Raw genomic sequence first — 14,777 nt, 5'->3', positions numbered from 1 at the left:
GGGAGTTGGGGGCGTCCCTCGCTCACGCGTCGGGTTGTGATGGGTGGTTGCTGCAGAAACCCGCCAAAACCCAGCACCAGAAAACTGCACGACCTCCGGTGAAAGAGGGTAGCCGGGGGTCGCGAAGCGTCCCGGAACCCTCGCTCTACTCTTCGCTGGTTGGGACCAGCATTTCGACTTTGCGGAAGTCGACTTCGAGGTCTTGGTTGCCATGCAATTGCAAGGCGATCACTCCGGCATCTGCCAAGTCTTCGACGACGTGATCAACGGCCAGACAATCGTTCAAATGCACGACGATGCGTTTGCCATGAACGCTGACGGTCATCATGTTCCAAGGCGTTTCATCGTCGTTCGAGACCACTGGTTTCTTGTCGAGTTGCAAACCTTCACGGGCTTGTTTCCAGTGTCGATTGACAACGGCATGACGGTCTTGAGGGAACCCCGATTCAAGGTAGTGCAGCGGACGAACCAACCACCCTGCTCCGCCCGTTTGGTACAGACCGCCAACTTCATCGGAGTTGTCGATCTCGCACTGAACACCTTTGACGAACGGTTTGTTCTCAGTGATCTCACTGCGAACAAAGAATCCGCTGTCGCCCTTTTTGAATCGATATTCAATGCGATAGGTTCCATCGGTCATCGGGTGCTTGCTGTACAGCATGCCATTGGGTTCGTTGGCTTCACTGCTGGCGCGGCCTTGCAAGATGCCATCGACGACCGTCCAGGTGCCACCGCCAACGGTTTCCCATCCGTCCAACGATTTGCCATCGAACAAAGGCTTCCACTCGTGGCTACCCAGGTTGCGCACCTTCAGGTTGCGGAACCGATAGGTCTGGCCTTTTTCGCCGTGGTGCTGCAGCCCGATTCGGCCGCTCAGATCAACGGGATCGAAGTAGTCGGTGGTGGGGACATCGTTGACGAAGAACTGCAAGTGATTGCCGACGCAGCGGATTCGATAGCGGTTCCAGCGATCGCGATCGAACGCGGCTTGGGCTTCGGGTTGCTCCCACAATGGATTGAGCCACTGCCGGCGACGCTCATCGTACAATCCGCCCGACCAACGACGATCAGTGGGATCGGCTTCGGATTGGTAGCCAAAGACTTCGTTCGGCTTGACCTGCCCACGAGCCATGAAGCCGCTGTTGGATTGGCCTTCGGGAAGCTTGACCTCGCCCTCAAATTCGTAGTCGTGGAATACCTTCTCGGTCACCAAAAAGAACTTTTTGTCGGCGGTCAGATGGATTTCACCATCGACCACTTCGGTCTTGCCCCATTCATAAGGGTTGGTCCATCCACTGAGCGATTTGCCGTCGAAGAGCGGCTGCATTTCGGTCGCCGGAGCTTGCGTTTCGGTCTCCACTGGCGCCGGTTGTTTTGGTGCATCGTCGGCAGTGGCGAGATGACCACAGCAGGCGCCGGCGCAGATCAGGGAAGCGATCGCCCATGACTTGGGACGGGCACGACGGAGGGACGTGAGCCAGGATGATTTCATCATTCGATGGATTGTTGGATGGGGGGGGAAGCAAGTTCATGGTGAACGGGGAGGATGCCGGGGCACGATCAGCAGATTGCCGGGGCACCTTCAGCGGATTCTCAGTATACTCCAGGAATTGCTTTCCTCCGAGATTCCCGCCCAGGGTGGCCATGCCAAACTATTCACGCATTGCACTGAAGATAATCGCCGCAGCGGTGGAAACTTCGCGTGAAGAGAGCGGGAAAAAACGTGAACCGGTGGACACTTCCGCTTCGACACCCGAGCGTTCGTGGCGGCGAAATGTCATCGGAATCCTCTCGGCGACCATGCTCTGTCTGGGGGGAGCGTTCTATTTCGCAGGCATCGGCGAAGAAACGCTGGGATCGGCTTCGACCCACGCCTTTGTGGCTGCCGCCCTGCTGCGAGTCGGGTTGGTCCTGGGCGCCTTGTGGTTGGCCTGGGACTCGCTCAAACGGCCTGCTCGATGGTTGCCACCTGGACTGGCGGTCGCCGGCGTGATTGGCATCGTCGTGGTCGCCGCTCAGCCGAGGCTGATCCTGGCCATCGCACCGGCACTCGGCGCACTGGCACTTTTGACGGGTGTGATGCGAATCTTTCGAAGCAAGTGACCTTCAACCGAGCTGGAACCGATGAGCCCAAACACTGATCTGCGAAACAGGATGCTCAAACGAACGCCGTGGTCCACGCTTGCCGTCTGGGCCTGCTCACTGGTCTTCACCACGGGCACAACTTCGGCCGAGGAACCCCGTCCACCGCGATCAAGCGACCGCCCCAACATCGTGCTGATCATGGCCGATGACATGGGGTTTGAATGCATCGGTGCCAACGGTTCGCTCGACTATCAAACGCCCAACATCGACCGGATCGCCAGCCAAGGTTTGCGGTTCGAACATTGTTACTCGCAACCCATCTGCACGCCGTCGCGAGTCAAGCTGATGACCGGCATGACCAACAAGCGAAACTACGTGAAGTTTGGAACGCTCGACCGAAAACAAACCACGTTTGCTCACCTGTTGAAGTCCGCCGGTTATCGAACCTGCATCGCGGGCAAGTGGCAACTGGGAAACGAACTGGATTCCCCCCAGCACTTTGGGTTCGAAGAGTCACTGTTGTGGCAGCACACTCGCGGACGAGTGGACAACCAAAAACGGGACACGCGCTATCCCAACCCGCGACTCGAACGAAATGGAACGGAAGAGAATCACAACGAAGGCGAGTTTTCTTCCGACTTGTTCGCCGACTTCCTCTGCGATTTCATGGAAACAAATCGCGACCAGCCGTTTCTGGCTTACTACCCCATGGCTTTGGTGCACTGCCCGTTTTGCCCCACGCCTGAATCAGATGATTGGGACCTCTCTTCACACGGCTCCAAGACCTACAAAGGCCAACCGAAATACTTCGGCGACATGGTGGCTTACGTGGACACGATCGTCGGCCGGATCGATCAAAAACTGGGTGAACTCGGCATTCGCGAAAACACGGTGTTGATCTTCACTGGAGACAACGGCACCGACAAACCGATCGTCACTCAGACTCGGTTTGGTGAGGTCGTCGGTGCCAAAGGCGAGATGGTCGACGCGGGCAACCACGTGACCTGCATTGCCAAGTGGCCGGGCGTGATTCAGCCGGGACGCGTGACATCGCAAATCATCGACTTCAGCGATTTTTTGCCGACGATGTGTGATGCTGGTGCGGCTGAGATCCCAGCGAAACTGTCCCTCGATGGCCAAAGTTTCCTGCCGGTGCTGCGTGGCATCGAGGGCCAGGGCCGTGAGTCGATGTTCATGTGGTACGAACGAAACGGACGTCCCAAGAAGGCTCGCGAATTCGCTCGCAATCAACGCTACAAATTGTATGGCGATGGATCGTTCTTCGATGTCGAGATGGATCGCACCGAACAGTCGCCGCTGCAATCCTTGACCGATGATCAAAAAGACATTCGATCCAGGTTGCAGGCCAAGATCGACTCGTTCGCCGACATCGTCCCGCCCCAAGCTCGCTAAGCAGGTTGGTAGGAATGATTGAAAACAACCATGTGAGCCATTTGGGCGTTCGCCTGGGCTGCGAAATGTTTGCTATTGCCGTCCGATAACGAATGCAATTTTTATTCCGGCTCCTCTGGTTCTTCATCCCGGTAGGGGTTTCAGATGGTAGCCGGGGGTTACTGCGTAGCAGCGTACCCCCGGAAACGGAGCCACCCAAAAAACTCTCCATCCCGCCGTGGCCATCGGCCACGGCGGGATGGAGAGTGGCGACGCGGGTTGCATGTCCGTCGGTGGCGCTGTCGCTTACCGACGGCTACCATCTGACATCCCTACCGGGATGAAAACTTGCGCAAACGAATACGCTCTACAACAGAAAACATTTCGCGGTCCAGCGATCGCCCCGGTTGTGCGATGGAACCGTGGCTAACGCCGAATGGCTCACACACCCGAAGACGCCTGCGCACCTGCTTCGCGAGCCAACGCCACTTTTCAGTGAACTACTTCGTGGTCCACTCGGGGGCGGGCTCGATCTCGTCGGCGACCGCGCCGCCTTGGTCTTTGCGACCGCTGCCTTCGAGCCGGCTGATCACCCGAACGGTCATGTCCTGATCGCAGTTGATCTGGCAACTGAGCCGAACACCGGGTTCGGTCACTTCGCGAACGCGGAGAGTTTCTTTTTCCGCCGCTGTGATCTGCTCCGGTTCCCCTTCCACGAATTCCACCCGGCACGTGGTGCACCGGGAAACGCCACCGCAGGCGTGCAATTGGTCCGTGCCCGCTTCTTCGACCAAGGCTTTGATCAATCGTTTGCCAGCAGGGACATCAAAGGTGCCAACGTTTTCGACAGTCAGTTTGGGCATGGAGTCTCAATCGGAAATGGTGGTGGTGAAATCAGTCGATGGGCTCGAAAGCCTGGCGGACGAAGAGTTGGTTAGCCAACGGTGGCAGACTGCTTGCGATCGACTTTGACGGAATCAAAGTCCACCGTGCAGAAGTAGTCATCGAAGTTCTCGGCGCGACGAATCGCACGAAACTCACCCGCGTCGTTGAACACGATCTCAGCGGACCGAAGACGACCGTTGTACTGAAATCCCATGCTGTGGCCGTGGGCACCGGCATCGTGGATGACCGCGATGTCACCGACTTCGGTGGCAGGCAGCTTGCGATCGATGGCGAATTTGTCGTTGTTCTCACAGAGCGATCCGACCACATCCACAGTGCGATCAGCGGGCTGGTCTTCCTTGCCCATCACAGTGATGTAATGGTACGCCCCGTACATGCCCGGACGCATCAAATTGCTCATGCAAGCGTCCACGCCGACGTAGTCTTTGTAGGACGATTTTTGATTGATGACCTTGGTGATCAGATAGCCAAACGGCCCGGTCATCGCACGACCGTTTTCCATCAGGATTCGCACCGGAGCGATTCCTGCAGGAACCAAGATCGATTCGTAAAGCTTGCGAACACCATCCCCGAAGGCGGGCAGATCAACGGGTTCTTGGCCGGGCTGGTAAGGCACCCCGATTCCGCCACCCAGGTTGATGCACTCAACCGAGATGCCGGTTTCGCGATGAATTTCGGCGGCGAGTTCAAACAACATCTCAGCGGTTTGCAACAACGCTTCGATATTCAGTTCGTTGCTGACCACCATCGCGTGCAACCCAAATCGCGAAATGCCGAGCTCGGCACAGCGACGGTACCCGTCGATGAGTTGTTCGCGGGTGCTGCCGAACTTGGCTTCTTTGGGATCACCGATGATCACATTGCCTTGGCGTTCTGGCCCCGGATTGAATCGGAAGGAAACCATTTCCGGCAAGGGGCTCAATTGAGCGATTTGGTCGATGTGATGCGGGGTGTCGAGATTGATGATCGCGCCGAGCTTGTTGGCGATCTCGAACTCATCCATCGTGGTGTTGTTGGACGTGAACATCACGTCTTGGCCGGTGATGCCCAGACGCTCGCAGGTGATCAGCTCGGCCACGCTGCTGCAATCGGCCCCGCCACCTTCCTCGGCCATCATCGCGACAATGTGCGGGTTCGGGGTGGCTTTGACAGCAAAATACTGCTGAAAACCTTCATTCCAGGCGAACGCATCGGTCAATTCGCGAGCCCGTGCACGGATCCCGTCTTCGTGATACAGGACAAATGGCGTGGGGTTTTCTTCGATGATTCGGTCGATCAATTCGCGATCGAACGGCAATGGTTGGTAATGCATCTGTGGGCTCAGGAATCGGTTGAAGGTGTTCCGAGTGGAGTACCCGAAAGAATAGTCGCCGGAGCAACTTTCGAAAACCGATCAGTTCCCATCTCCAAACGAGAACCCAAACCCGCTGAAGGGCACGATCCCGTAAACGCCCTCGGTGAAAACTTGGCTGACGAAGCGATCAAACAACCGAATCGGGCTGGGGGGGACGATGACCACGTCGCCATCTTGCAACCAAATCTCGTCGACGGGGCGAGAGTCCTTGCCCATCATCGCACCACGCAGGTCCAGCATTGTGGACAGCAATTCCCAGTTCGGACCGCGACGGAAAATCACGACCTGACGCAGGTTTGCCCCTGGCACGTACCCGCCACCCAAGGCGATTCCACCGAGCACGGTCGTCGGTGCATCGATCTCGAATCGGCCCGGTGTGGTGACTTCGCCAAGGACATACACGTAATGGGGAGCCTGTTGTTCCAAAACGACTTCCACGTCCAAACCAGCCGACATCGAATCGTATCGCAGGATGATTTCACGCTTCAGTTCGCTCAGCGTCAGACCTTGCGCCGGCACCGCTCCCAGCCGAGGCAAGCGGAGCGTTCCCTCGGGCGTGATCGTTTGCACGGTTTGCTGAGGGTTGAACCCTTCGGAGCCGCTGATGGCTTCCCGAATTTGTCGTGCGATGTTGCCGGTTGCGACCGGAGTCACATCGATCGACGGATCAGGGTAGTACTCCTCGTAGCGTTCGTTGAGCAATTCACGAAGCTGATCGATGGTTTGTCCGGCAGCGTGAATCTGACCGATGAACCGCAGCGTGATCGTTCCATCGGGTTGGATTTCCAATCCACGTTCCAGCGTTCCACGGGTCAGCTTTTCATCCGCTTCCGATTCGATCAGCAGTTCGTCACCGACAACCAAACGATAAGCACCCACCGAACGAACGGTTTTGATCAAGAACGTCAACTGAACTTGGTCGCCGCTACGCAATCGATACTCGTGCACCGGCGTGCTGCGTGCCGGTCCGAGATAGTTGCCGGGTCCATCCACATTGAATGGCATGCTTTGAGGACAACGCCAGCACTGACAGGCAGGATGGGTTCCAGTGCCAAGCCCAATGGTCTTGCTCAGACGTTCGACGCCAACTCCATTGCGATCAACGCACCCACCACACGTCGAGCAGGTGACTGAACTGGGGTGACCCGACAAGGGGCCTCCGCCGTGCGACGCAAACGACGCGGGCAAGGGCCAACGCGTGACTTCGTCCTGCATCAAGTCCGGCCACGAAGGCGTTCCCATGTTGCGAGCTGGAGCGGATCCACTGCGGCTTGAGTTTGTCGAAAATTGCTTCGAGTCAATTGCCTCGGTGTCGATCACCGACCGCGAACGAGGTTCCGGTTCCGTTGCAGGCTCCCTCGGCTCCGGCTCACGCTTTGGTTGACTTCCTTCTGTGCGTTTCACGGGAGGCGTCGGCGGAGCGACAGGCCGAGTCGAACGAGCCTCCGGCGCGGGTGACTTCCGCGGGGCTTCCAGATCGCTGGACGATTCCACCGCGGTGTCCTCTTCCATCAACGCTTCGAGACGCTTGGAAGGATCGCTGGGCGCTGTCGGCTCGGTTCGTTCCGATGGCTGAAGCCGATTGCGAGTTGGAACAGGACGAAACTCCGGCAATTCATCCTGGCTGGTTGCCGGTGCACTGCCGCCCAATCGCTGTGGGCGTGGGGGAACCGCTCGGTCCGCTTGAGGCTGACGAGGACGCAGTGGTGGCGGCAGTTCCAGCAGCTTCTCTTTGTCCGTTGCTTGCTGGGCTGATGGCAGCTTCGGTGTTGGAACCTTCGCTGCAGGCGGCACGGGTGGCGGAGCCAAGGTTTGGGCCGGTGAGGGTGCGGGGACCGCCTCCGGCAACGTGTCATTGCGTGTCGCGGTCGGTTCCGGCGGGGCGGGTTGGGACGGCAGCCCGGGAATCAAATCGCGAGAGCGTGATTCGAAACGTGCACGAGCTTCCAGCTTGGCTTGCTCGGCCCGCAAGTTGTGCTCTTCCAAACGCTGCCGATAATCCCGCAGCGAGTTGACCTCCAGCAGTTCATCTTCATTGACCGGCGGACTGTCAGGCAGGTTGTCCATGTCGAACGACGGGGTGGGCAACGTGCCGGTGTTGCTCCCCAGCACCGTCGGACGCGGGTTGGTTTCGGGCGTCGCTTGTCCCGGCGCGACCAATTCCTGCGCGGACAAGGCCCCCACGAAGACCAATGGCAACAACAGTCCGGTTGCCAGGCAAACGCGACGAAACGCCGATCGAAGACGAGTTGGTTTCATGGGACGATCCATCGAAATCAGGTGGACGGTGAGGGCGTTGGCTTGCATTACCAAAACAGACCGCTGCGGGGCGTTGTCGAACGAGCAGGAGCGGCGGGCATCGACGGATCAACCATTCGCGATTGCACCGAACGACCGTTTTGTGCTGGCACGATCAAGTGACCTTGGCCGACCGAGTTCCGCGAGGTTGGACGAGACGCCGTTTGCGGGTAAGCCGACTGCCCTGCCCTCGCGCTAGCTTGACTGCTGAGTGAGTGAGTGGGGGTTGAATTCGCCGCCGCAAACTGCTGGTTCGTTTTCGAGAATTGTGTCGGCGACAAAACTTGAATGGGCAGTTCGCTGGGCAGGTTCGTTGACGCGAGTTGCTGCTGGCATTCCGCGGCCAACTGGGCGTCTCCGGATTGGCTTGCCGCTCGCATCAAATCCTCGACGCTTTGTCGCGTTGGTTTCTGCTGCACACTCAACAACAACAACTCCTTGGCAATCGCGGGCATCGATCGACGGAGCAAGTTGCGCCCGAGCTCCGCCGTGGCTTGTGGATTGTCGGGACCAATTTCAACCGCCGCACGCCGATACATCAACGCCAGTTCCGAGGCATGCAAACGCGAGCGAGACTCAGTCAAATCCGACGATTGCGGGGTCAGCGTTGCGGCTTCCAAGTCCGCCAGAATCAGGGTCGCTTCGGCCGCAAGCGGTCCGCCCACGGTGGCCTCGACCCAACGCTGCCGTGCGTGGTTGAGGTAAGCCTCGATCGCGCGTTCGGCGGTCAACGAGGATGTGTTCACACCGTGCAGCGCCGGCGTCTTGTGCACGTCCACCAATCGCTGCAGGGCGGCTTGGTCGACCGGTCCATAACGTCCGGTGAAATCGGTCGACTCACGAATGGCAGTGATCGCTTCGTTAAGCTGAGACGTGTGCAGGTTGCCTCCCATTTGCGAATCTCGCAGGGAAGCAATGATCCGAAGCGTCTGCGTTGCGGATTCTTTCGCCGAATGGAACGCACCTCGCCGAGCAGCGAAGTGGGCACTGCGAAGCTGATCGACCGCGGACTGAGCCAGTTCTGCTGTCCGAGCGTGATGGTTGATTGGGTCCGAAGCGGGCATCGGTCGAGAGAACGTTTGTTGCGATCGACCCAGCGAAGCAGTTGCACTGCCGCCCCGGTTGGCTTGGCGGCGCCGCGTGATCGCTGGTGGCTCTTCCGCGGGTGGTGCCGGGGCCGTCATGATGATCGTGACGGGTGGCGGCGAGGGCGCCACCACGGTGGGCTGGGGCGTCGGTGGTTTCCAGGCAGGAGCCGTCGCGGAGGTGGGTGGCAATGCCAGCGGTCGCGGTTGCCAGACTCGGCCAGACGTCGAGCCGTCCCCTGCCTGTGCCGACACGCTCACCGATGCGATCAAGATTGCCAACGAAACACGTCGGACCAGCAAACCACGACGAGATCGATCCTTGCGGAATCGATCAACGTGGTTCTGATCTGCCTGCATTCGTGGTTTCATGTTGCGATCCATCGCAGTCCCAGCGTGTTTCGGAGGGGTGTTCATCCTTGAATCCCCACGGTCCTTGCGAACCGTGCCAGACGTGTCGCTTCGAAGATCGAAATTCGGCATCCTGCGATGCACGAAAGTCAGGCGACGGTGACCAGCTATCCGGCGTATCGACGAGTCCGCGGGATCTTCTGCACACCGAGCGGTGACCACGGGGTGGAATCAACAGGTCGAACACGCGTGACCGTTACCCGGGGGCAAATTCGCACAACCGGCATATCCGGACCTGGCGGACTCTGCGGGATGCTGGCTCCGAAAAAAGAGGAACCAATCGAAGCCCGTTCCTGGCGGGGATGATTTTTGAAGCCTTTGATCTTCCCCACGATTGCTCAAAGCTGGTTCCACCGAGTTCGACAACCGGCTCGCAAATCATCCCTGTGATCGAGGTTTGACCGTGAGGACGGAGCAAGAAGCAGTGAAACGGCATGGATTCACGTTGGTGGAATTGCTGGTCGTCATCGCCATCATTGGCGTCCTGATCGCACTTCTGCTGCCAGCGGTTCAAAGCGTTCGCGAGGCGGCACGCCAGACCAAGTGTCGCAATCGAATTCGACAAATCGCCTTGGCCAGCCAAAACTACGAATCGATTTTTCGCGACCTGCCAGGCTACTCCGGCGAGGTCCCGCCGTACCTGGTCGATTTCGACAATCGTCGGCAGCCCGACCCTCGATTCAACGGCGGCAATTGGATGGTCCAAGCGATGGCGCTGATGGAACAAGCGGACTTGGCACCCCCATTGGCTCAAATCGGAGCCGCTTCGATGATCATGCCGACTGACCGGGTCCAGCAACATGTTCAGTCGTCGGTCTCAACGTTTCACTGCCCGACCCGGCGAGATGCCGACGCCTACCCGCTGCTGGAACCCTATTTGAGCCGTTATGGCGAAACCGGTGGACGAACCGACTACGCCATGTGCGGAGGTTCCGCGACCGTCAATGAAGTGGACGACCGCATCATTGAGAGTCAGCGTGACGGCGTCTGGCGACTCGGCGGCCGCACGCGGTTGTCTCGGGTGTTTGACGGCCTGAGCCACACGTATTTGGTCGGAGAAAAGGCCATGGATTCGCTGAAATACACGACGGGAGACTGCTACGGCGACCGAGCTCCCTTGGCCGGATACACCGGAATTCCGACGACCACTCATTCCTACGTTCGGTTCGGTGCCCGCCAACCGGGACTGGATCAACCGGACAACTGTTTGGCCTGCCATGACTTTGGCAGTGCCCACCCGCATGGCTGGAATGCGGCGATGGTGGATGGATCGGTGAAAATGTTGACGTACACTCAAGACATCGACATTCACCGCGCGGCCGCCTCCATCGACGGTCGCGAAATCCCAACTTACGAACACTGATCTCAGTTTGACTCAATCGAAACTGCCCAAAAAGTCGATTTGCAAATGGGACAAATCCACCCTCGCGCACGCCCTGCCCTTGCTGGCGGAACAAATTCGGTCGGCGGAATTCATCTGCCGAAAGTGTGGCCGATCCGCGGCTGAGAAGCGGCTGCTGTGCAAAGCCGTTCGAATGGATTCACTCAGCGACACGAAAGCGTGACGGTTTGACTCAACAGTTCGCGAAATGGATCTTTGCGTGCGGCATCATCGCCGGGGTCACTGCATGGACCGCCGGGTGTTCCCCGTCGCCCTCCTCCACGGACGAAGCCGCCTCCACGCCCCAACAATTTGTGATTGCTCGGGGAGAACCACGCGACCGGCTGCGACAAATCTTTGCTCGCTATCGCGGCAGCTCGTACTACCAAGACACCAGCGAAGTCGTGTTGCGGGTGGTCCCAATGGCGGACGCGTCAACCGAGCTGTTTTCAGGCGGAAGGCAAGAACAGCGAGCGCCGTTCCGCGTGCGTTGGACTGGCAAGCAATTGGACGTGCAAGCCTACTCGGTTAGCCTGCGTGCCAACTCGACGTTGCAATCCAATCAGGTCGAATTGAATGCGTGGTTCGATGAACCCGAAACACGCCACTTCGATTCGCAAATGCTGGTGGATTCCTGGCAGCAGCCCGAGAACCAACGCCTGGACCTGGATCGCGTGCTAGCGGATGAAGTCCTGCGGTCCAAGTTGTCGGCAGGCTTGGCTGGTCCACCACCACAACTGGAGTGGCTGTTCGCTGGCGATCCGATGTCCGGGATCTTCGAACCCACCGCGGAGCTGAAGTGGTTGCCCGACGCGAACTTCGCGGGACAAAAGATGCGACGCATCGCGGCCGAAACCGAAGGCAAGTCCTACGTCTTCTGGGTCGATCCCACGGTCAGTGTGATTCGGCGTGTGGAGTTGCCGCTCCCGCTGATCGAAGGCTTGGATGCGAGGCAGAGTTCGCTGACCCTCGAATTCAGGAGAGCAGAGTTTGCTCCCCCGTCAGACGAGGAAGACTCCTCTCGTTTCGATTTCCAACCGCCGTTCACGCCTCAACGTGTTTCGCGTTTTGTGCCCGTTCCTCCGCCGCCCCCATCCAGCATCCTGGGCCGACGCTTGCCGAACGATGCGATGCGGACGCTGCGTTCTGGCGGCACGACATCCGAAGTGGTGCTGTTCCGGTTGTCGCAAGACGAAGCGGTCTCCGCCACTGAACCACGCTGGATTGCCGCCGCGATCACCCAGTCACGTCAATCCAATCTGTCTCGGGTTCGCTGGGTCGTGGCAACCGAGGACGCTGGTTTTCGCCGAGAATTGGCGTCGGCGTGGTCCGGTGCCGTCACCGTGCTGGACGCGAACGCCCTGGACGATGTCTTTGGGTTGTTGCGACTGAGGCCCGGCAGCGCGGCGGTGATCGGTTCGGATCAAACCGTTTTGCTGACCGAGCGACAGATCAACGCCAGCACGGTGAGCAACGTCGTCGCGGCATTGGTCGATGACGCCGCAGAAGTGGATGTGCCCGAGAAGATTCTGGCAGACTACAAACAAATGATCCGGGCTTATGAAACCGAGCTTGCCCAAGCCCTTCAGCAGTAGTGCTGCGCGATCGCATCCAAGATTTTTTCCGACGCGGTGCCATCACCGTAAGGGTTGGAGGCTCTCGCCATCTTGTCATAGGCTTGGCGGTCGCGGAGCAACTCACTGACACCATCGACGATGTTCTGCCGCACCGGACCAACCAAGCGAACCGTGCCTGCGTCCACGCCTTCGGGACGTTCGGTCGTGTCGCGCATCACCAACACGGGCTTGCCCAGCCCAGGTGCTTCCTCTTGCACGCCGCCCGAGTCAGTCAGAACCAACTCGCAGGCCTGCATCAAAGCCACAAACGGACGATACGACTGCGGCGGCAACAACAACACGTTGTCGAACTGACCCAATGCCTTTTGGACAGGACCGGAGACATTCGGATTCAAGTGAACCGGGTACACAAATCGAACGTCCGGGAATCGCTCGGCCAATTCTGAAATCGCGCCGCAGATTTCATCGAAGCCACCACCAAAATTTTCGCGGCGGTGGCCGGTGATCAACACAAACCGTTTGTCGCGCCAATCGCTCGGCAGAACCGCCCCCAGTTCTTCATCGATCTTCGCTGCGACATCGGGATTGGATTGTTGTTGAACCTCCAGGTGCAACGCATCGATCACCGTGTTCCCCGTCACAAAGATCTTCGCGGGATCGATGCGTTCTCGCAGCAAGTTCGCTTCGCTGACCGAGGTCGGGGCAAAGTGCAACGTGCTGATGGGACTGGCCAGCACCCGATTGGCTTCTTCCGGGAAGGGACTGGCCAGGTTGCCCGTTCGCAGACCGGCTTCGATGTGACCGGTTGGAATGCGGCGATAGAAGCATGCCAGCGAGGCCATCAGAACCGTGGTTGTATCGCCTTGAACAAGAGCGAAATCAGGTTGCTCGGCTTCGAGAATTTGATCGATCGACGCGATCAATTTCGAGGACAGGCCGGCCAGAGTTTGCCCGGGCGTCATCACCCCCAAATCATGGTGCACCGGCAAATCGAAAATATCGATCACTTGGTCCAGCATTTCGCGGTGCTGGCCCGTGGAAACCGACAGCAATTTGAATCGGTCGTCCGTCGCGAGTCTTTTGATCACCGGCGCGACCTTGATCGCTTCGGGACGGGTTCCAAAGAAGACGGCTATTTTAGGACGTTTCATTGACTAGACTGCGTGGCAAATCGGATGGAGGAACTGGCCGCCCACTATAGTTTGAACCTCGCCGAACCCCAGCGAACTTTCCACAACCCCGAACCGAGAGCCACGAACTGATGCCCGATTCGTCGTCCAAAACGTACCTGGTTACCGGATGCGCTGGTTTCATCGCCAACGAAGTCGCCTCGCAGTTGCTGGCGGACGGTCACCGCGTGGTCGGCATCGACAACGTCAACGACTACTACGACGTGCAGTTGAAAGAGCACCGATTGGAGAAACTGACCTCGCAAGGCGACGCGTTCACGTTTGTGCGGGGCGACATCGAAGACTCATCGACGCTGCAGAAACTCTTCGACGATAATTCATTCGATGCGGTGCTGAACTTGGCCGCTCGTGCTGGTGTCCGATACAGCATGGAGAACCCGCACGTCTACATGACGACCAACGCGATGGGCAGCCTCAACCTGCTGGACCAAATGCGGCGCGTCGGCGTGAAGAAGTATGTGCTCGCGTCGACTTCGTCTTTGTACGCCGGTCAACCGATGCCGTTTGTCGAAACGCTGTCCGTCAACACGCCAATCTCGCCTTACGCGGCCAGCAAGAAAGCCGCCGAAGCGATGGCTTACTCGTACCATCATTTGTACGACATCGACGTCTCGGTTTGCCGCTACTTCACCGTCTACGGTCCCGCGGGACGTCCCGACATGTGCATCTTCCGATTCATCAAATGGATCGACGAAGGCACGCCGATCGAATTGTTTGGTGATGGCGAACAATCTCGCGATTTCACCTATGTTTCCGACATCGCCGCCGGAACGATCGCGGCACTGCAGCCCGTTGGATACGAAGTCATCAACTTGGGCGGCGGCGGAACCCCAGTCTCTTTGAACGACATCATCGGTCGACTCGAAAACTTGCTGGGCAAGAAAGCCAAGGTCGAACACAAGACGTTCCACAAAGCCGATGTCAAAATCACCTCTGCCGACATCAGCAAGGCAAAAGAATTGATCGGCTGGACACCGAAAGTGGAACTGAACGAGGGACTGGCCGCATCCGTCGATTGGTACCGCGACAACCAGCCTTGGTCGGGCGAACTCGAACTGCCGTAGGATTCCGCCGCGTCTTGAGCATCGGGGCGTGCCA

Annotated in this window: 11 protein-coding genes; 5 read left to right on the top strand and 6 right to left on the bottom strand. The window is 58.5% G+C overall.

The annotated features are described in order from the left end of the window. Nucleotides 1-145: 145 nt before the first annotated feature. Nucleotides 146-1,495 (bottom strand): 3-keto-disaccharide hydrolase, encoded by a 1,350-nt coding sequence (locus RISK_RS00560; RefSeq protein ID WP_047812293.1) that lies wholly within the window; start codon nucleotides 1,493-1,495, stop codon nucleotides 146-148. 149 nt (nucleotides 1,496-1,644) lie between these two features. Here RISK_RS00560 and RISK_RS00555 point away from each other — a divergent pair, with 149 nt between their 5' ends. Together RISK_RS00555 and RISK_RS00550 are read left to right on the top strand one after the other, a co-directional pair. Further along, nucleotides 1,645-2,103 (top strand): hypothetical protein, encoded by a 459-nt coding sequence (locus RISK_RS00555; protein WP_047812292.1) that lies wholly within the window; start codon nucleotides 1,645-1,647, stop codon nucleotides 2,101-2,103. Between the two features lie 21 nt (nucleotides 2,104-2,124). Beyond that, nucleotides 2,125-3,498: a sulfatase-like hydrolase/transferase gene (locus RISK_RS00550; protein ID WP_047812291.1), complete on the top strand. Its 1,374-nt coding sequence runs from the start codon at nucleotides 2,125-2,127 to the stop codon at nucleotides 3,496-3,498. A 479-nt stretch (nucleotides 3,499-3,977) separates the two neighbouring features. Here RISK_RS00550 and RISK_RS00545 read toward each other — a convergent pair whose 3' ends face one another. The 4 genes from RISK_RS00545 to RISK_RS00530 form a co-directional block, all read right to left on the bottom strand. Further along, on the bottom strand, nucleotides 3,978-4,340 hold the full coding sequence (locus RISK_RS00545) for a 2Fe-2S iron-sulfur cluster-binding protein (protein ID WP_047812290.1): 363 nt from the start codon (nucleotides 4,338-4,340) through the stop codon (nucleotides 3,978-3,980). A gap of 71 nt (nucleotides 4,341-4,411) precedes the next feature. Further along, entirely contained in the window at nucleotides 4,412-5,695 is a 1,284-nt protein-coding gene (locus tag RISK_RS00540) for a diaminopimelate decarboxylase (RefSeq protein ID WP_047812289.1), read from the bottom strand. A gap of 81 nt (nucleotides 5,696-5,776) precedes the next feature. Next, nucleotides 5,777-8,008 carry a polysaccharide biosynthesis/export family protein gene (locus RISK_RS00535; RefSeq protein WP_047812317.1) on the bottom strand — a complete coding sequence of 744 codons (2,232 nt, stop codon included), beginning with the start codon at nucleotides 8,006-8,008 and terminating at the stop codon, nucleotides 5,777-5,779. A 35-nt stretch (nucleotides 8,009-8,043) separates the two neighbouring features. Next, nucleotides 8,044-9,537 carry a tetratricopeptide repeat protein gene (locus tag RISK_RS00530; protein WP_236695911.1) on the bottom strand — a complete coding sequence of 498 codons (1,494 nt, stop codon included), beginning with the start codon at nucleotides 9,535-9,537 and terminating at the stop codon, nucleotides 8,044-8,046. Nucleotides 9,538-9,955: 418 nt separating this feature from the next. Here RISK_RS00530 and RISK_RS00525 point away from each other — a divergent pair, with 418 nt between their 5' ends. Then, complete coding sequence (locus RISK_RS00525; RefSeq protein WP_236695910.1) at nucleotides 9,956-10,894, top strand: DUF1559 domain-containing protein; 939 nt, start codon at nucleotides 9,956-9,958, stop codon at nucleotides 10,892-10,894. A 206-nt stretch (nucleotides 10,895-11,100) separates the two neighbouring features. Continuing rightward, on the top strand, nucleotides 11,101-12,507 hold the full coding sequence (locus RISK_RS00515; RefSeq protein ID WP_047812287.1) for a hypothetical protein: 1,407 nt from the start codon (nucleotides 11,101-11,103) through the stop codon (nucleotides 12,505-12,507). Here the strand turns inward: RISK_RS00515 and wecB are convergent. Next, on the bottom strand, nucleotides 12,498-13,640 hold the full coding sequence (gene wecB / locus RISK_RS00510; protein WP_047812286.1) for a non-hydrolyzing UDP-N-acetylglucosamine 2-epimerase: 1,143 nt from the start codon (nucleotides 13,638-13,640) through the stop codon (nucleotides 12,498-12,500). The genes RISK_RS00515 and wecB overlap by 10 nt on opposite strands. Before the next feature lie 110 nt (nucleotides 13,641-13,750). Here wecB and RISK_RS00505 point away from each other — a divergent pair, with 110 nt between their 5' ends. After that, nucleotides 13,751-14,743, top strand: coding sequence for an SDR family NAD(P)-dependent oxidoreductase (locus RISK_RS00505; protein WP_047812285.1), 993 nt, complete (start codon nucleotides 13,751-13,753; stop codon nucleotides 14,741-14,743). The last annotated feature ends 34 nt before the right edge of the window (nucleotides 14,744-14,777 follow it).

Source organism: Rhodopirellula islandica, assembly GCF_001027925.1.
In the GTDB taxonomy this organism is placed as follows: domain Bacteria; phylum Planctomycetota; class Planctomycetia; order Pirellulales; family Pirellulaceae; genus Rhodopirellula; species Rhodopirellula islandica.
Note: the sequence above shows the minus strand (reverse complement) of the source record. Positions and strands in the feature narration are given on the sequence as shown.

Coding starts and splice junctions, on each gene's coding strand:
- RISK_RS00555 (WP_047812292.1), top strand. CDS start 1,645: ATGCCAAACTATTCACGCATTGCACTGAAGATAATCGCCGCAGCGGTG.
- RISK_RS00540 (WP_047812289.1), bottom strand. CDS start 5,695: ATGCATTACCAACCATTGCCGTTCGATCGCGAATTGATCGACCGAATC.
- RISK_RS00560 (WP_047812293.1), bottom strand. CDS start 1,495: ATGATGAAATCATCCTGGCTCACGTCCCTCCGTCGTGCCCGTCCCAAG.
- RISK_RS00505 (WP_047812285.1), top strand. CDS start 13,751: ATGCCCGATTCGTCGTCCAAAACGTACCTGGTTACCGGATGCGCTGGT.
- wecB (WP_047812286.1), bottom strand. CDS start 13,640: ATGAAACGTCCTAAAATAGCCGTCTTCTTTGGAACCCGTCCCGAAGCG.
- RISK_RS00535 (WP_047812317.1), bottom strand. CDS start 8,008: ATGGATCGTCCCATGAAACCAACTCGTCTTCGATCGGCGTTTCGTCGC.
- RISK_RS00550 (WP_047812291.1), top strand. CDS start 2,125: ATGAGCCCAAACACTGATCTGCGAAACAGGATGCTCAAACGAACGCCG.
- RISK_RS00530 (WP_236695911.1), bottom strand. CDS start 9,537: ATGAACACCCCTCCGAAACACGCTGGGACTGCGATGGATCGCAACATG.
- RISK_RS00545 (WP_047812290.1), bottom strand. CDS start 4,340: ATGCCCAAACTGACTGTCGAAAACGTTGGCACCTTTGATGTCCCTGCT.